The organism is Sorangium sp. So ce394 (assembly GCF_051474665.1).
Taxonomy (GTDB): Bacteria; Myxococcota_A; Polyangia; order Polyangiales; family Polyangiaceae; genus Sorangium; species Sorangium cellulosum_D.
The window spans coordinates 10,011,174-10,027,470 of the sequence record NZ_CP150339.1; the positions used below are offsets into that span (position 1 = coordinate 10,011,174).

14 protein-coding genes are annotated in these 16,297 nt (G+C 73.7%); 6 read left to right on the top strand and 8 right to left on the bottom strand.

What is annotated here, in order from left to right:
* Positions 1 to 290 precede the first annotated feature (290 nt).
* Complete coding sequence (locus WMF33_RS37005; RefSeq protein ID WP_437333012.1) at positions 291 to 2,132, top strand: hypothetical protein; 1,842 nt, start codon at positions 291 to 293, stop codon at positions 2,130 to 2,132.
* A 60-nt stretch (positions 2,133 to 2,192) separates the two neighbouring features.
* On the opposite strand, the gene WMF33_RS37010 is transcribed toward WMF33_RS37005, so the two are convergent.
* Complete coding sequence (locus WMF33_RS37010) at positions 2,193 to 2,975, bottom strand: class I SAM-dependent methyltransferase (RefSeq protein WP_437333013.1); 783 nt, start codon at positions 2,973 to 2,975, stop codon at positions 2,193 to 2,195.
* A gap of 91 nt (positions 2,976 to 3,066) precedes the next feature.
* Here WMF33_RS37010 and WMF33_RS37015 point away from each other — a divergent pair, with 91 nt between their 5' ends.
* The gene (locus tag WMF33_RS37015; RefSeq protein ID WP_437333014.1) at positions 3,067 to 3,906 is read left to right on the top strand and encodes an AraC family transcriptional regulator; all 840 of its coding nucleotides are present in this window, start codon (positions 3,067 to 3,069) and stop codon (positions 3,904 to 3,906) included.
* Between the two features lie 102 nt (positions 3,907 to 4,008).
* On the opposite strand, the gene WMF33_RS37020 is transcribed toward WMF33_RS37015, so the two are convergent.
* A complete protein-coding gene (locus WMF33_RS37020; RefSeq protein ID WP_061622058.1) occupies positions 4,009 to 4,890 on the bottom strand; it encodes an OmpA/MotB family protein in 882 nt (293 codons plus the stop codon).
* Between the two features lie 247 nt (positions 4,891 to 5,137).
* Between WMF33_RS37020 and WMF33_RS37025 the strand changes: the two genes are divergently transcribed.
* Together WMF33_RS37025 and WMF33_RS37030 are read left to right on the top strand one after the other, a co-directional pair.
* Positions 5,138 to 6,154 (top strand): isocitrate/isopropylmalate dehydrogenase family protein, encoded by a 1,017-nt coding sequence (locus WMF33_RS37025; protein WP_020739497.1) that lies wholly within the window; start codon positions 5,138 to 5,140, stop codon positions 6,152 to 6,154.
* 25 nt (positions 6,155 to 6,179) lie between these two features.
* Entirely contained in the window at positions 6,180 to 7,016 is an 837-nt protein-coding gene (locus WMF33_RS37030; RefSeq protein WP_437333015.1) for a hypothetical protein, read from the top strand.
* Between the two features lie 147 nt (positions 7,017 to 7,163).
* Here the strand turns inward: WMF33_RS37030 and WMF33_RS37035 are convergent, their stop codons facing one another.
* The 4 genes from WMF33_RS37035 to WMF33_RS37050 all read right to left on the bottom strand — a co-directional run bounded on the left by WMF33_RS37035 (position 7,164) and on the right by WMF33_RS37050 (position 9,646).
* On the bottom strand, positions 7,164 to 7,907 hold the full coding sequence (locus WMF33_RS37035; protein WP_437333016.1) for a hypothetical protein: 744 nt from the start codon (positions 7,905 to 7,907) through the stop codon (positions 7,164 to 7,166).
* Entirely contained in the window at positions 7,904 to 8,767 is an 864-nt protein-coding gene (locus WMF33_RS37040; protein WP_437333017.1) for a Smr/MutS family protein, read from the bottom strand. The genes WMF33_RS37035 and WMF33_RS37040 overlap by 4 nt, the downstream gene beginning before the upstream one ends.
* Entirely contained in the window at positions 8,679 to 9,056 is a 378-nt protein-coding gene (locus tag WMF33_RS37045) for a hypothetical protein (RefSeq protein WP_437333018.1), read from the bottom strand. The genes WMF33_RS37040 and WMF33_RS37045 overlap by 89 nt, the downstream gene beginning before the upstream one ends.
* Positions 9,057 to 9,220: 164 nt before the next feature.
* Complete coding sequence (locus tag WMF33_RS37050) at positions 9,221 to 9,646, bottom strand: hypothetical protein (protein WP_437333019.1); 426 nt, start codon at positions 9,644 to 9,646, stop codon at positions 9,221 to 9,223.
* Positions 9,647 to 10,509: 863 nt separating this feature from the next.
* Here WMF33_RS37050 and WMF33_RS37055 point away from each other — a divergent pair.
* Together WMF33_RS37055 and WMF33_RS37060 are read left to right on the top strand one after the other, a co-directional pair.
* Complete coding sequence (locus WMF33_RS37055; RefSeq protein WP_437339555.1) at positions 10,510 to 13,350, top strand: serine/threonine-protein kinase; 2,841 nt, start codon at positions 10,510 to 10,512, stop codon at positions 13,348 to 13,350.
* A 116-nt stretch (positions 13,351 to 13,466) separates the two neighbouring features.
* Complete coding sequence (locus WMF33_RS37060; protein WP_437333020.1) at positions 13,467 to 13,649, top strand: hypothetical protein; 183 nt, start codon at positions 13,467 to 13,469, stop codon at positions 13,647 to 13,649.
* A gap of 448 nt (positions 13,650 to 14,097) precedes the next feature.
* On the opposite strand, the gene WMF33_RS37065 is transcribed toward WMF33_RS37060, so the two are convergent.
* Both WMF33_RS37065 and WMF33_RS37070 read right to left on the bottom strand, forming a co-directional pair.
* On the bottom strand, positions 14,098 to 14,646 hold the full coding sequence (locus WMF33_RS37065; RefSeq protein WP_437333021.1) for an NUDIX hydrolase: 549 nt from the start codon (positions 14,644 to 14,646) through the stop codon (positions 14,098 to 14,100).
* Positions 14,647 to 14,658: 12 nt separating this feature from the next.
* Complete coding sequence (locus WMF33_RS37070; protein WP_437333022.1) at positions 14,659 to 16,170, bottom strand: DUF882 domain-containing protein; 1,512 nt, start codon at positions 16,168 to 16,170, stop codon at positions 14,659 to 14,661.
* Between the last annotated feature and the right edge of the window lie 127 nt (positions 16,171 to 16,297).

Here is a 16,297-nt window from a genome sequence, read left to right on the forward strand (position 1 = left end):
GGCGCCGCGACGGCGCCTGCCCGGCCCGCGCTGCGGAGCGCGTGTGGGGAATATGCCGCTCGCGCGAAGCGCCGTCGGACCGGCGCTCGCCCCTCGGGCGCTCGAATGCGCTCGTTCATGGGTATTCGCGCGCATTCGAGCGCCGCGCAGGAGCGCTCGAATTCAGCGATCAGCGCCGCTCTCTCCGGTTTTGCCCGATACGACTTGAGAGATCTCCTTATCTATCTATCTTGTTGTGCAAAGACGGTATCCGCCTTGCCGCTGCATGATTCGACCGCTAACTTGAATTGATGGATATGTGGACACGCGCGCTCACCTGTGGCTGCGCCTTGATCGGAGCGCTCGCGAGCGCTTGCTCCGGGACGGAGCAGGGCGCTCCTGCCGCAGCGTCGAGCGCGACGGAAGCGGGCGGCGAAGGCGGCGCGGGCGGCGCAGGGGACGCGGGCGAGGGCGGCGCCGGGAGCGCGGGAGAAGGCGGCTCAGGGAGCGCGGGCGACGGCGCGGGCGGCGCTGCCGGGGGCGCGGGCGGCGCCGGCGGGGAGGCGGGCGGCGGCGGCTGTCCTCCTGGCGAGGAGGGCTGTCCGTGCGGGTCTCTCGGCGAGTGCGGCGGCGAGCTCCGCTGCGTGGACGGCGTGTGTATCTCGGGCTGCGGCTGCACCGACGGATACGCCATCGTCGACGGCGAGTGCGTCTGGCAGGGAGGCCCGCAGGATCCCTCGTTCCAGAGCGCGGACACCTGGAGCGCAACGGGCGCCGCGCTCGTCCGCCCCGAGGCCGAGGGCAACGGCAACCCGGGGGCCGGGGTCATCGGCAGGGGCGCGGTGTGCCAGATGGCGGGCTTCTCTCAGCAGCTCACGATGCCGGACCTCGCGTGCGCCGAGCCGCTGCTCCTCACGTTCGCCGCGCACGTCGCCTGCGACGCAGGCATGGACTGCATCGGTCCCCCGGGCGTCGGGGTCCGCATCAACGGCGGATTCACGAACCTCGATCTCATGCCCTCTTCGTCCTTCGCCCCGCAGCGCGTCTGCCTGGGAGAGCGCGCCTATGGCGGGCAGATCGAGCTGCTCCTCGGGCCCTCCCGGAGATCCCCCCAGTGCGACGAGGAGGCCGGACAGGGCTACATCCTGGCCTTCGATGACGTCGCGATTCGACCGGATGAAATGAGCGACTGTCCCCTGCCGGGCCAGGTGCTGAACGGCGACTTCGAGGCAGGCGACGCGGGCTGGACGGCGAAGCCGGAGAACGGCGTCTCCGAGGTCGCGAGCGGCCTCGGCCAGGGCGGCGGCAAGGGCGGGCGCATCGGCACCACGCACTTCTGCCAGTATCCCTCGCTCGAGGGCACGGTGTCGGCCCCGTTGCCCTCCCCCGCGCTGCCGAACCCGGCGCTCCGCATCTGGAGCCAGGGCAGCCCGGGCGCGGTCGTCAACGTCACGCTGAGCACGCACCAGCTGACGGCGCTGACGGGCACGGGCGAGGCGCAGGTCTCGCACGTCTGCTTGCCCCGGTGGGCGCTCGGCATGGCGCACAGGCTCGCCTTCGCCTACCGGAACCGGAGCAGCCAGCCGTGCACGGACGAGAACCCACGCGACTTCGCGGTGGATGATCTCGCCTTCGTCTCCGACGATCGGTGCCCCGGGGACGCGCCGCTGTTCGACCCCGGCTTCGAGAACGCCGGCGCCGGCGCGAGCCTCTCGCCGGCGTGGGTCCTGAACGCGGACGATCCGTCGCGCGGCAGCGCCAGGCTCGCCGTCGACGCCGCCGCCGCGCACTCCGGCGAGGTCTCTCTCTCGCTGTCCGTGAAGAAGCCGTGCCGGGAGCCGTCGGCCTCCACCGTGTTCACGGTGCCCGAGCCCGACGGGACGGCCGGCCCGGCGCTGAAGTTCTGGTACCGCACGAGCGACCTCCGCGCGGCGACCGCCTCCTCGACCCCGGGCGCCGCCCTCCCCGCCAGCGAGCGCTGGAAGCAGCGGACGATCTGCCTGGATCCGCGCACGGCCGGCAGGCCCCAGCACCTCTCCTTCAAGCTGGGCGCCAGCGGCGTCTGCAACGAGCCGCTCGGCCAGGAGACGCTGCACGTCGACGACGTCGAGGCGACGACCGACCCCTCCTGCCCGGCCGCGCCGCCCCCCTGAGCTCCCGGCCCCCGACGCGGTCGTTGCGCCGTCGTTGCGCCGTGCCGCGCGCCGCTCGGCTCAGCCGCGCTTGCGCCCCACCAGGATGACGATCGGATACGCGAAGCACACCTCGTCCCCCCGGAGCGCCGCGCCGACGCCGAGCGCGTCGACGCCGACGTCGGCGCGGTAGAGGGCCCGGAGCCGGTCCGCCCCGCCGGGCTCCGGGAAGGAGGCCCGGAGCGCGGCCTCGAGCTCCACCTCGAGCCTGTACCGCGCGGTCGTCTCGATCTCGAGCCCCGCCGCGTCGAACAGGGCGCCGAGCTCGCGCTCGGTGTGCGCGCGCGCGTGCGACGGATCGCGGATCTTCTCGGCGGCGTCGTACGCGTCCCGCTTGTCCTCGGCGGGCGCCACGTCGATCACGGCGACCCGCCCGTTCCGCTGGCACACGCGGGCCATCTCGCGCAGCGTCACGAGCGGATCCAGCAGGTGGTGGAAGCTGTAGCGGGTCGTGACGAGGCGAAAGCTCTCGTCCGGATAGGGCAGCCGGCTCGCGTCGCCGAGCTCCCAGGTGACGTTGGAGAGCCCGAGGCTCGCCTGTCGCTTCCGCGCCTCGTCCAGCATCGCCGGGACGATGTCGAGCCCCCGCACGCTCGCCACGCGCGGCGCGAGCGCGCAGGCGACGATGCCCGGCCCGCAGGCGACGTCGAGGGCCGCGTCGCCCGGCGCCGGCGCGAGCGCGTCGAGCAGCAGCGCCATGGCGGATTCGGCGGAGTGGGCCGGGACCTCGGCGAACGGCCTGGCCTGCCTTGTGAACTGTTCCTGGATCAGCGCATCATGCGTCGTGGGATCGGCTTGGCTCATGGGGCTCGAAGGTGGACCACCTCGGTCTTTACGGCTGCCGGCGACAGGACAAAGATCGTCGCCGAGAGGCCACGCCGTGCAAGCCCGCGTCATGACCCCCACGGAGACCGCCGAGCACCTCGCCAGGCTCGGGCTCGACAAGGTCCCCGCGCGCGCGTTCTCCTACGAGGACGAGCTGCCGGGCGTCGCCTACGCCTGGCACACGCACGCGCGGCACCAGCTGCTCTGTCCCCTGGCCGGCACGGCGCGCCTCGACGTCGAGGACGCGTCCTTCCTGCTCCCCCCGCAGCGCGCCGCGCTCATCCCCGCGGGCGAGCCGCACGCGACCACCCGTCGCGACGCGTCGATCGTCTCGATCTATTTCGAGCCCGCGGCGTTCCCCTCCCCCCTCGCGGCCGTGAGGGTCTTCGAGGTGACCGCGCTCCTGCGCGAGATGGTGATCTACGCGCGCCGCTGGCCGGTCGCGCGGCGCCCCGACGACGCCGCGGCCGACACCTTCTTCGCGGCGATGGCGGATCTCATCGCGCCGCTCCTCGATCGCGGCGCCACGTACCGGCTGCCCCGCGGCAGGACGCCGCCGGTGCAGCGGGCGATCGCGTGCGCGCTCAGCGACGTCGCGAGCGCGGATCTCGCGCGGGCCGCCGCCTTCGCCGGGGCGACCGAGCGCACGCTGCGGCGGCGGTTCCGCGAGGAGACCGGCGTCACGTGGCGCGCCTTCGTCACGCGCGCGCGCGTGCTCCGGGCGCTCGACCTGCTCTCCGGCCCGAGCGCCAGCGTCACGCAGGTCGCGGTCGACGTCGGCTTCCAGAGCCTCGGCGCGTTCGCCGCCGCGTTCCGCGCCGTGACCGGCCAGACGCCGAGCGAGTTTCGCAGGACCGCGCCGCCCTGGCCGGGCGGCGATGGCCACAGCAGCTGGCCCGAGCCGACCTGACGGCGCAGGCGAAGCGCCCGACGAGCGTGGATCCGACCGCGGCCGCGCGCGCCGCACCCGCGGCGCGCGCCGCACCCGCAGCGCGCGCCGCGCGAGCCCGCGCTACTGCGTGATCGCCTTGAGGTCGAGCATCTCCTCGACGCTCGGCACCACGATGAGGTCGCAGCGGCGGTTCTTCTGCCGCCCCTCGTCCGTGTCGTTCGTCGCGACCGGGTCGGTGTCCGCGAAGCCCGCGGCGCTCCACTTCGCGACCGGGAGCGCGCCCCCGCCGCCCTTCATGTCGGCCGGGCTGACCAGGTACAGCAGCACCTCGCGCGCGCGCATCAGCGACAGGCCCCAGTTGTCGCGGAACTGACCGCCCGCGAGCGGCTTGTTGTCGGTGTGACCGGCGACCTGGTAGTAGCGGTTGAGCAGCGACGGGTCGTTCCGGACGACCGTGGCCACCTTGAGGAGGATCTCCTTGCCCTCCTTCTTCAGCGTCTCGCGCCCGGAGTCGAAGAGGACGTCCCCCGGCAGCGAGATGACCATCCGGTTGTTCCGGATGTTCACCGCGAGCCCGAGCTTCGTGAGCTCGTCCAGCTTCTTCCGGAGCGTCTCGAAGCGCGCCTTGATCTGCTCCAGCTGGCGGGCGCGGGCCTTGAACTCGGCGAGCGCCTTCTCGCGCTCCTCGAGCGTCGAGCTCAGCTGCGACACCTGCGTGCTCGTCGCCTGGAGGTTCTCGTTCAGCTTGCTGATGTCGACGCCGGCCGCCTCGAGCTGCCTCGTCAGCTCCGCGACCTTCGCCTGCTCCACCTCGAGCGCCTTCTGCGTCTCGGCGAGGCGTTGCTCCGTGCTCTGCTGCTGGCTCTGGAGGCGGCTGTACTTGTCGAGCTGGGCCTTCCACTCCTCCTCGGAGTAACCGCACCCCAGCGAGAACGACGCGATCACGGCAGGCAGGAAGGCCGCGAAAGCAAGGCTGCGACCTTTCAAGACACGAGGGTGCATGAGCACGCTCCTTCACTCTAGTTGGTGAACATCGGCGGGGGCGGATGGCCCGGCCCGCGCCCGGTTCCAGGTGACAGCGGCCCGTCAGGCCGTGCGGGGGCGTACCCTAGCGAGGTCGGCCGCGGTTGTAAAAGGCGCATCGCACCACCTCCCCCGGTCGCCCGCGCGCCGGCAGGCGAGCGCGCGGCGCGCGCTCGGGCTCGCTTGCCCATTGTTCCCGCCAGCACACCTGCTAATGGGACGGACCATGCCCTATCGCATCACGTTGATCCCCGGCGACGGCATCGGCCCGGAGGTCGTGAAGGCGACTCAGGACGTGATCTCCGCCGCCGGCGTCGCCGTCGACTGGGAGATCCACCACGCGGGCATCGAGGTGGCGAAGCTGACGGGCTCGCCGCTCCCCCTCCCCGTCATCGACGCCGTGCGGAAGAACCGGATCGCCCTCAAGGGCCCGGTGACCACGCCCATCGGCGGCGGGTTCCGGTCGGTCAACGTGACGCTCCGGCAGACGCTCGACCTCTACGCGAACGTGCGGCCGATCCGCAGCCTGCCGGGCGTCGAGCCGCGGTTCGACGTCGACATGGTCATCGTGCGCGAGAACACCGAGGGGCTCTACGCCGGGCTCGAGCTCATGATCCTGCCCGGCGTGGCCCAGAGCATCAAGCTCACGACCGAGCGCAGCTCGACGCGCATCGCCGAGTTCGCGTTCCGGTACGCGAAGCGGCACGGCCGGAGCAAGGTGACCATCGTCCACAAGGCCAACATCATGAAGCTCTCCGACGGCCTGGCGCTCGACTGCGCGCGGCGCGTCGCCGTCGGTCACCCCGAGGTCCAGCTCGGCGAGATGATCGTGGACGCGGCGGCCATGACGATGGTCCGCGAGCCGAACAAGCTCGGTGTGCTCGTGACGGAGAACCTGTACGGCGACATCCTCTCGGATCTCGGCGCCGGCCTGGTCGGCGGCCTCGGGATCGTGCCCGGCGCGAACATCGGCGACGAGGCCGCGGTCTTCGAGGCGGTGCACGGGTCGGCGCCGGACATCGCGGGCAAGGGCTACGCGAACCCGACGGCGCTCGTGCAGAGCGCCGTGATGATGCTGCGGCACCTCGGCGAGCACGAGGCGGCCGACCGGATCGAGCGGGCGCTCACGGCGGTCTACCGGGCCGGCCAGGTGCGCACCCGCGACCTCGGCGGCACCGCGAGCACCGACGACTTCACCCGCGCGCTCTGCGCGGAGATCGAAAAGCCTCGCGCCGAGGCGTAGCGGCGGGCATCCTGATCCCGCGGACGTGGGATCTGCCTGGACGTGGCTGCTCGAGCGGTGCGCCGAGACCGTCGGCGTGACGGACGGGGCCGCCGGCTCGGCGGGCGACGCCGCGCGGCGCCGGCGTCGGCTGACGCTCGCCCTCCTGCTGTCGCTCCTCGTCGGGGCGAGCTGCCTCCTCGGCGAGCGCTGGGGCGCGAAGGGCCTGCTCCCCGCGGTCGCGCTCTTCCTGCTGGCGGTGCAGGCCACGCGCGCCGTCCTCGCCGCGCGCGCGTCGGTGTGGCGCGCCGCCGCCCTCGAGCTCGACGACCCCGCGCAGCGGCCGAGCGAGCGCGCGGATCCGTGGTTCTCGCCGCCGACGGCGCGGGTCCTCTGCGCGCTGGCCTCGGTGATCGACGCCGCGCGCCGCGAGCGCTACGCGATCGCGCTGGAGCGGCTCCCGTACGTCGATCGGGCCGCGCTCCGGCCCGACGAGGTGCGGCTGCTCGACGCGGCGCGGGCGCTGCTCTCCCTCGGCCTCGGCGATCCGGCGCGCGCGGCGCAGCAGGCGATCGTCGCGCTGCCCACCGGGATCGACGCGATCGACGCGCGGCTCGGGCGCGTGGTGCTCGCCGACGCGTGGAAGAGCCCCGCGCGGCTCGAGGCGATCGAGCGCGCGTGGCGGAGGGAGCTCCAGAGCGGCGTGACGTCCGAGGCGCTGGAGCGCCTGCTGTCCCTGTCGCGGCTGCGCTTCGCGCCGCGGGCGCTCGAGGCGCTCAAGCCCGCCGAGGCGCGCGAGCTGTCGGCCGAGGCCTGGTCGATCGGCGAGGAGGAGCTCGCCGCGGCGCTCGAGGCCCGCGCGCGGGGCGGCGTCTACCGCTGAGCCTCGCGCTCGGGGCGGCGGCTCGCGCTCGGGGCGGCGTCTACCGCTGAGCCTCGCGCTCGGGGCGGCGGCTCGCGCTCGGGGCGGCGTCTACCGCTGAGCCTCGGGCTCAGGGCGGCGGCTCGGGCTCAGGGCGGCGGCTCGCGCTCAGGGCAGCGGCTCGCGCGGCACGGCGGGCGCGGTCTCGCTCACGAGGCGGAGGCCGCCGAGGGAGATCTCGACCACCGCGGCGAGCCGCTCGCCGACGAGCCGCTCGGCGGAGGGCCCCGCGGCGCGCGTCTCGGCGACGAAGGCGAAGCAGCGCCGGCCGGAGCCGCCGAAGGCGACCGCGAAGCCGTCGATCGGCGCGCCGGGCGGGGCGTCGGCGACGCCGATCGCCACGACGGTGTCGAAGCCCTCGGGCACGTCGATCCGGCGCTCCACGGCGGTGAGGCTCTGGTCGGGGCGCGGCAGGTCGCGCCAGAGCCGCGCGCGCGCCTCGCACGCGGCGCGGCTCGCGCGGCCGTCCTCGCGCCAGGTGCGGACGAGCAGCGACGTCGACGACGCGGCGTGGGTCGCGACGAGCCAGGGGCCTTCGCCGTCCTCGACGCGGAAGCCGCGCGCGTCGGGCAAGGGGAGCAGGAGATCGAAGCGCTCCGAGCGGTACTCGCCGAGCTCGCCGTCGCCGAGCGTGGACGGGGGCGGGGGCGGCGCGGGCCTCGGCGGCGGCGCGGGCGGCGCGGCCGGGGCCGGCGCGCACGCGGGCAGCAGGGCGAGCAGCGCCGCGGCCGGCAGCAGGGCGAGCAGCGCCGCCCGCGCGACCGGCAGCAGGCCGCCGCGCGTGGCGCGCGCGTCCGGCCGCCGCGCGTGCCCCGGCGTCTCGGCAGGCTCCGCGCGCGCCTCCGGCCTCATCGCGCGAGCAGCACGAGCACGGCGCCGGCGCCGCCCTCGGCGTCCGGGGCCGTGGAGAACGCGGCGACGTGGCGGGCGACGCGGCCGTTGCTGAGCCAGGCGGCGATCTCGCCGCGGAGCACGGCGTGGCCGCCGGGCGAGTGGTTGCCCTTGCCGTGGACGATGGCGACGACGCGATCGCCGTCGCGCTGGCGCTTGCAGACGAAGGCCTCGACGGCCTCGCGGGCCGCCTCGAGCCTCAGGCCGTGCAGGTCGAGGGTGCCGTCGACGGCGTAGCGGGCGCGCCGGAGCCGCCGGAGCTCGCGCGGATCGACGTCGAGGCGCCTGCCCTCGATGCGCGCGCTGTCGTCCGTGGTCTCGAACTTGATGCCCTCGATGACGAGCGAGCGCATGCGCGAGCGCGCTTCCTCGTCCGGATCGGACGCGATCGTCGGCAGCGCGGCGCGCTCGACGCGGCTCGCGGTGACCGGGATCCGGTTCACGCGGTCCTCGAGCACGCGGACGCCTGCCATGTAGATCGCGAACGTCTCGGGGTCGACGGGCCGCGGCGCCGGCTCGACGCCTGCCTGCGCCGCCGCGCCGGCGGACGCCTTCGCCCTGGCCTTCGCCTCGGGCTCCGCCTTCGCCCTGGCCTTCGCGTCGGGCGCCGCGGCGGCCTTGGCCTTCGCGTCGGGCGTCGCGGCGGCCTTGGCCTTCGCGTCGGGCGTCGCGGCCGGCTTGGGCTTCGGCTTCGTCAGCTGCCGGAGCGTGGAGAACGGCTGGTAAAACGCCTCATTCGCCTTGTGTGCCGCCGCCTTCGCGGCCCGCCCCGGGCTGGCCGTCGCTCTCGGGTCTCTCTCGCGCTTCGCGCCCTTCGCCATCCCCCAGAACATCGCGCGCGAGACCGCGGAGCGCAAACCGAACGGACTCGATGCCGGCGAGCTGCCCGTCCTCGAAGTGCCAGTCGGGGTCGTCGAGGCCGGGGAAGTCGTGCGGGTTGCGGATGTCCTCGGCCGTGAGCGTGGGGATGAGGCGCCGCGCGAGCTCGACGACCTTGGCCCGCTGCGCCTCCTCCATGGCCGCGAGCAGCGCGAAGATGCGATGGAAGAGCTCGGCGGGCGGGAGGGGGGCGTGCCGGGCGCCGGGCTCGGCTGCATCGGGGGAGGGCATCGGGCGCAGGATACTTCATCGGACCGGCGCCGCCGCTCGGCCCGCTCACGGCGCGCCGCCGCTCGGACCGCTCGCGGCGCGCCGCCGCTCGGCCCGCTCGCGGCGCGCCGCCGCTCTCCTGCGGGGCGGGCGGGCGATGCTGGGGAGATGCGCCGTCAGCGGCGTCAGCGATGGTCCTGGAGGCTCACGGCGGGCATGGGGCAGCCCTCTGCCGGCGTCGCCTCGGATCGCCCGCGGTCACGGAGCCGCCCGTCGTAGGGATCGAACGGCCGGAAGGGCCGGAAGGGCCTGTGCGGCATGAAGTGCCCATACGGCCGGAAGGGCCTGTACGGCTCGAAGGGCCTGTACGGCTCGAAGGGCCTGTACGGCTCGAAGGGCCTGTACGGCCGCAAGAGCCCATAGGGCCGGAGGTCCCCGCGATAGGGGCTATCGTCCGGGGGGATCCGGGCGTCGGCGAGCGTCGGGCTCGCCGTCTCCTCCACGATCACGAGCTCCTGGACGGGTACCGTGTCCTCCGCTGCCGCGAGCTGCGCGGCGCCGAGCGCGATCCCGGACAGCGCCAGCGCACCGAGCGCTTTCACCAGCTTCATCGCCGACTCCTTTCACGATCCGAGCGGCTTGCCGGGTGTCGTCCCATGCAGGCTGCGTCCACGGCGATGCAAGCTCGAGGCCCGTTCGCGACGGATCGCCGGGTGTCACGCGGCGAGGCGTGGATTCCCGAGAGCCTCGGGTTTGCGGCTGCGCGCCCATCCAGCGGGGCGTCTCGTGTGCAAAGCGTGGACAGCGGACAGCGCCCGACGCTGGCGCGGGCGCTGTCCGTACCGGAATCGGGGCGTGGCTCAGGGGGCCGACAGGTCATCGACGATCGCGGTGCGAGGAAGAGCACGGCTCATCGTGCCGATCTCCCTATCTCCCCCCGAGAGCTCCACGGCTGTGCTCCGCCGCGCTGATCCCGAGAGGCGCTCAGGGCAGCACCGCACAGGGGGCGCCGCGGATCCAGGGGCGAGCATCACGCCAACCTGTCGCATCTTCCCGACGTCGGCGGGTATTCCTCCGCGCCCGCCGATCTGGCGAGGCACGAGCAAGCAGCAAGCGTTTCAGAAATCAACAGCGATTGCGCGCATCGACGCATGTAGCACGGAATTGGCGCATGCGGCTCGGCGCCAGCGGGCCCAGAGGCCACGATTCGACAGTGTGATCGAGGGTTTGACCTGACGGCGCAAGAGGCTTGCCCGGCGTCGACGGCGGCTATGCACAGGATCGCATCCCACATTATCTGACCAAATTCACCTCATTCCTCCATTGGACTGCATCGAAGGAGCGACTCACACGTTGATCATCGAGCCGTCTCGAACAGGAGGAGGGGGAGATGCCTGCCACGATGGTCACCGGGAAGTCGCTCCGTCGATTTGCTGCGCAGTCGAGCAAGATCGCGGGAGCGGGAGATCGAGCGATGAGCAGCGATGGGCATAAGGACGCTCCCTACGCGAATACCTTGCTTTCCTCCGCGTCGCCGACGAGCGCCACGCTGCCTCAGGGGGAGACGTTCGAAGCCGGCTGCGCGGCCGCGGGCGCTCGCGAGCGGAAGGGCCGCGCGGCGACCGCGGTGGTCGCCCCGCCGCCCTCGCTGCGGTTGCAGACCAAGCCGCCGCCTTCGGCCGGCACCCGCATCGGCCATTACGAGCTCCTGCGCGAGCTCGGCCAGGGTGGGATGGGCGTGGTGTTCCTCGCGCGCGACACGCGGCTCGCGCGCCTGGTCGCGATCAAGCTGCTCACCCGGCTCAGCAGCCTCGGGGTGCAGCGCTTCTTGGTCGAGGCGCAGGCCACCGCGCGCTGCAAGCACGAGCATATCGTGACGATCTACGAGGTGAACGAGCACGACGGATATCCGTACATGGTGCTCGAGTACATCGAGGGCCAGAGCCTCCGCGGCTGGATGGAGCAGCGCAGGCCCGCGGGCGCCGGCGAGGAGGCGTCGACGGCGCCGCTGCCGCCCGGCCTCGCGGTCGACATGATGGTCCCCGTCGTGCGCGCCCTCGCGAGCGCGCACGCGTCCGGCATCGTCCATCGCGACCTCAAGCCCGAGAACATCATGCTGGACGCGTCGGGCGCGATCAAAGTGGTCGATTTCGGCATCGCCAGGCTGCGCGACGACGAGGCGAGCCTCGCGGCCGAGGGCTCGTTCGCCGGAGACGCGCGCCTCACCCCCGACGGAGGGATGATCGGCACGCTGCCGTACATGTCCCCCGAGCAATGGAGAGGCGTCGAGATCGACCCGTCCAGCGATATCTGGGCGGTGGGCATCATGCTGCACGAGCTCGTGCTCGGCGCGCACCCGCTCGCGCCGTACGACAGGATGGTCCTCCTCCGCGTGCCGGCCCTCGACGAGCCGATGCCCGAGGTCGGCGCGCGCCACCCGGAGCTCGGCGCGCTCGGCGCGATCATCGATCGCTGCCTGCGCAAGCGCAAAGCCGAGCGGTACGCCTCCGCCGAGGAGCTCCTGGCCGAGCTCTTGCCCCTCCTGCCCGGGCGCGGGGAGATCCACCTCGGCGCCGACGAGAGCCCGTTCGCCGGCCTCTCGTCCTTCCAGGAGGCCGACGCCGACCGCTTCTTCGGCCGCGCGCAGGACCTCGCCGGCGTCGTCGCGCGCCTCCGCAACCAGCCGCTGCTCGCGATCGCGGGCGCGTCGGGCGTGGGGAAGTCGTCGCTCGTGCGGGCCGGGGTGATCCCGGCGCTCAAGCGCTCCGGCGAGGGTTGGGAGGCGCTCGTCGTGCGGCCCGGGCGCGAGCCGACGGCGGCGCTCGCGGAGCTCTTCACGAGCCCGGCCGTAACCCTGAGCGCCGAGCTGCAGGCGCTCGTCCCGGAGGGCGGCGCCGAGGCGCGCGCGGCGCTGGCCCCGCGGCTGCGCGCCGAGCCGGGCCTGCTCGGCGCGGCGCTGCGCGGGTGGGCGGCCCGCGCGCAGAAGCGCCTCGTGGTGTTCGTCGATCAGTTCGAGGAGCTGTTCACGCTCGGCGCCCCGGCCGACGAGCGCGCGGCGTTCCTCGCGTGCCTGGAGGGTATCGCCGACGACGCCTCGTCGCCGCTGCGGGTCGTCCTGTCGGTGCGATCGGACTTCATCGAGCGGCTGGCCGGGCACGAGCGCTTCATGGCGGCGATGCTCCGCGGCCTCGTGTTCCTCCGGCCGATGGGGCGCGAGGGGCTGCGCGAGGCGCTGGTGAGGCCGATCGAGGCGGCGCGGCACGAGATCGAGGACCCGGCGATGGTCGAGGGCATCCTCGACGCGCTGGAGGCGACGCACGGCGCGCTGCCGCTGCTCCAGTTCACGGCGGCCAGGCTGTGGGAGATGCGCGATCGCAAGCGCCGGCTGCTCACGCGGGCGAGCTACGAGGCGCTCGGCGGCGTGGCCGGCGCGCTGGCCAGCCACGCCGACACGCTCCTGGCCGGGATGAGCGGGCGCCAGGCGAAGCTGGCGCGGGCGGTCCTGGAGCGCCTGGTGACGCCGGAGCGGACGTGCGCCGTGGCCAGCCTGGGCGAGCTCTGCGAGCTGCCCGGGGATCCGGTCGCCATCGAGCGGGTGGTCGGCCTGCTCGCCGACGGGCGGCTCCTGGCGATCGAGCGGGGGAGCGATCGCGCGGGCGGCACGGTGGAGATCGTGCACGAGTCGCTGATCGAGCGCTGGCCGACGCTCAAGCGCTGGCTCGACGAGAGCGAGGAGGACGCGGTGTTCCTGGACCGGCTGCGCGCGGCGGCGAGGCTGTGGGATTCGAGCCATCGCGCCGCGGACATGCTCTGGCGCGGCAAGGTGGCCGAGGAGGCGCGCGGCTTTCGCAGGCGCTACCGGCGGGAGATGCCGGAGCGGGAGCGGCTCTTCCTGGAGGAGGTGCTCCGGCTGGCCGACCACAAGCAGCGCCGGCGGCGCCGGCTCGTCACCGGGGTCATCGCGGCGCTGTTGCTGCTGATGGTCTCGGGGACGGGGTTCGTGAAGGCGACTCACCAGAACTGGCTGATCATGGGTCAGAACGAGGACATGTGGCGGGCGGTCGCGAGCGCGGCGGAGGCGAGGAGCGCGGCGGACAAGGCGCGGCGGGAGAGCGAGGCGCAGCTCATGCTGGCCGAGCAGATGCTCCGCGACGCGGTGGAAGACCGCGAGCGTGCCGAGGCCGAGGCCGAGCGCGCCCGCCTCGCGGCGATCGAGGCGCGGAAGGCCGAGGTCAAGGCGAGGAAGGTGGTGGAGGAGGCGGCGCAGAGGAGGCGCATGCGGAGCGGACCCTATGAGATAGCGACAGAGCGGTAGACAGCGCTCGATCGATGTGGAGGTCCCCAGTGGGATGCGCTGGAGAGCGAACACGATTCGTATGTCGGCTCGACGCCTCGCGACCTTTCCCAGGGGGGCCAAACCAGGCTCCGTACGTGCCTGACCCGGATCAACTCCTCACCGAAGACGAAGAGGATCTGCTCGACTGGGCGACTGTGGCCGGACTCTACGCCGTCGACGACATCCGCATCCTCGCCGCCGCGATCGAACGCGGCGACGCCGATCTCCAGGTGGATCCGTCAGCGTGGGAGAAGACCCTCACCGCCGCCGAGAGGTGATGCTGGAGCGCATCCGCGGTCGCCTGCACGGGCCAACCTCGGACGCGGGGTCTCGCGCACGGAAAGCGCGGTCCCGAGCGCGCCGAGGGGGGTCTCGAGGTCTGACGAGGGGGGTCTCGAGAACGGAAAGCGGGGTCTCGAGGTCCGCCGAGGGGGGGTCTCGAGAACGAAATCCTGGCTCTCGAGAACGAGATCCTGGGTCTCGAGAACCGCGCGCGGGGTCTGGAGATGTGCCCCGACCGCGCCGCGCGACCTCGAGACCTCCGATCCCGTGGACCGGAGCCAGGTTTCTGCAGCCGCGACCCGAAATCTCGCTCCAGCGACCCGAGATCTCGCTCCGAAGAGCGCCAATCCCGTTCCGCCGCCCTGAAAGCTCGATCTCTCGACCTCGGGAGCGGTCCTCACCGCCGCCTGGGCGGCCCGGCCGACCGCTTTACGGGCGCCGCGGTCAGCGCGGGAACGAGCTCGCGACGGCGAGCGCCCGCAGCAAGGTGACCACCGCGATCACGTGGCTGATCCGGCCGTCCTGCATCGCCGCCGTCACCTCGTCGGCGCTCATCACGACCGGCTCGGTGCTCTCGTGCTCGTCGCCCTCGGGCTCGCCGACCCGGCGCGCGCCGCGCGCCAGGTAGAGAGAGCAGCGATTCGCCTGGAGCGCCGGATTCGGGTGCACCCACCCGAGCGACTCGATCGACGCCGCGGCATATCCTGTCTCTTCGAGCAGCTCGCGCAGCGCCGCGGCGGCCGGCTCCTCCCCGGGATCGACGATGCCGCCCGCCGTCTCGATGGTCACCGCGTCGACCCCGTACCGGAACTGCCGCACCAGGACGAACTCCCCTGCATCGGTGACTGCGGCCACCGAGATCCAGTCGGCGAGCTCGATCGTGAAGACAGGATAAGGCGCGCCTTCGGCCACGACCTCATGACGATGTACCGCCAGCGGACCGAACGTACCGGCGACCGCCGAGGCGTGCCGGCGAGGGATGGTGATGCCCATCGCGCCTCCCTACTACAGCGCGCCGTCCGCCGCCCTCTCCGGCGCGCCGCCGGCTGACTTCTCCGGAACAGCGCGCGCCGTCTTCTCCGGCGCGGCGCTCGTCGACTTTTCCGCCGCCTTCTCCGATCCAGCGCCCGCCGCCTTCTCCGATCCAGCAGCGCCCGCCGCCTTCTCCGATCCAGCAGCGCCCGCCGCCTTCTCCGGTCCAGCAGCGCCCGCCGCCTTCTCCGGCCCCGCGCCCGCTGCCTTCTCCGACACCGCGCCCGCCGCCTTCTCCGCCGCTCCCCCCGCCTTCTCCAGCACCGCGCTCGCCACCGCCGCCGGCGCCGCGCTCGCCGCCTTCTCCGCCACCGGCGCCGGCTTCTCGCGGCGCTCCCGCCGGAGCACCTCCTCAGCGTCGTCGCTGGACACCGCCTCCGTCGCCGACCGCGCCTCGTCCTGCGGCGGCGGCCACGCGGCGACGTAGCGCGGCACCTCGCCGGGCCCGGACGCGTCGATCCAGGACACGGTCCCCGTCCCCGGCGCGCGCACGTCGACGTGCACGAACGAGCTGTTCGGGTAATACCCGCAGCCCGTGTCCGCGAGCGCGCGGCACGCCGCCGCGAGCTCGTCGTTGCGCACCCCCGCGATGCGCAGATCGAGCGCCCGCCCCGTCTGGTGCAGGCTGCCCTGGCTCTGCGGCCGGTACCCGCTCACGAGCGACACGAGCCGGCCCGGATACCGCCGCGCGAGCGCGTCGATGCGCGTCAGCAGCCCGGGATCGAGCAGCCGCACGCCAGGCGCGACCTCCGCGGCCTGCACCGCGCTCGCCCGGCTCGCCTTGCCGGAAGCGGCTCCCCGCTTGTCGCCCGCCGGCCGCCGCTTGCTGCCCGCCGCTTCCGCCTTCGGCGCAGCCGCGCGCTCGCCGTCCAGGATGGGCCGCGGCGTGCCCCACGGGCGCGCGAGCAAGGAGAGGGCGCGCCGCGCCTCCTCGCGCGGCTTGCCCTTGCAGTCGACGAGCTCGAGGCGCTCCGGCTCGATCCCGCTCCGATCCATCGAGAGCACCGGCCCATGGCACGGCTTCGGAGCCGCCTCCCTGTCGAGCCCCTTCTTCGCCCCGCGCCGCTTGCTCTCGACCGTCCGCGCCGCCCGCCGCTTCTCCTTCTTCTTCCCCCCGGCCACCTTGGCCGCGCCCCCCTGCTTCGCGCCCGCGCCCTCGGCCGCCTGCGACGCCTGCGCGCGGCCGCGAGCCTTCCGACCGCTGGCGCCGCTCGCCGCCTCGTCGCCGGTCGCGCCGATCGCCGCGGACGCCGTCTTCCCGCGGCCACGGCGCGCCTTCTCCCGCGCCTCCGTCCGCTGCCCGCGCTCCGCGCCCGGCGGAGACGCGGAAGAGCCCGACGCACGATCGCCACGATCCCCGCGACGGTCCCGCTTGCCAGCCTTCTCGTCGGCCTTCGCAGCAGCGTGCGCCCTGGGCAGCACCTCCCCGCGCGCAGGCCCCGCCAGGAGGGCCGGCACCGCCATGCTCACCAGCGCCGCCAGCACGGCAGCGCGAGCACGAAGGGAGCGCGGTCGCGGCTCCGCGCTGCGCACAGCCCCCCCTGCGTCCCGCGGCGCCGCGCCTGCACTGCTCACGGATCGAAGGCTGATCATGGAAAGCTCCAGTCGGGTC

Coding starts and splice junctions, on each gene's coding strand:
- WMF33_RS37055 (WP_437339555.1), top strand. CDS start 10,510: ATGAGCAGCGATGGGCATAAGGACGCTCCCTACGCGAATACCTTGCTT.
- WMF33_RS37010 (WP_437333013.1), bottom strand. CDS start 2,975: ATGAGCCAAGCCGATCCCACGACGCATGATGCGCTGATCCAGGAACAG.
- WMF33_RS37035 (WP_437333016.1), bottom strand. CDS start 7,907: ATGAGGCCGGAGGCGCGCGCGGAGCCTGCCGAGACGCCGGGGCACGCG.
- WMF33_RS37020 (WP_061622058.1), bottom strand. CDS start 4,890: ATGCACCCTCGTGTCTTGAAAGGTCGCAGCCTTGCTTTCGCGGCCTTC.
- WMF33_RS37015 (WP_437333014.1), top strand. CDS start 3,067: ATGACCCCCACGGAGACCGCCGAGCACCTCGCCAGGCTCGGGCTCGAC.
- WMF33_RS37040 (WP_437333017.1), bottom strand. CDS start 8,767: ATGGCGAAGGGCGCGAAGCGCGAGAGAGACCCGAGAGCGACGGCCAGC.
- WMF33_RS37045 (WP_437333018.1), bottom strand. CDS start 9,056: ATGCCCTCCCCCGATGCAGCCGAGCCCGGCGCCCGGCACGCCCCCCTC.
- WMF33_RS37065 (WP_437333021.1), bottom strand. CDS start 14,646: ATGGGCATCACCATCCCTCGCCGGCACGCCTCGGCGGTCGCCGGTACG.
- WMF33_RS37005 (WP_437333012.1), top strand. CDS start 291: ATGGATATGTGGACACGCGCGCTCACCTGTGGCTGCGCCTTGATCGGA.
- WMF33_RS37050 (WP_437333019.1), bottom strand. CDS start 9,646: ATGAAGCTGGTGAAAGCGCTCGGTGCGCTGGCGCTGTCCGGGATCGCG.
- WMF33_RS37025 (WP_020739497.1), top strand. CDS start 5,138: ATGCCCTATCGCATCACGTTGATCCCCGGCGACGGCATCGGCCCGGAG.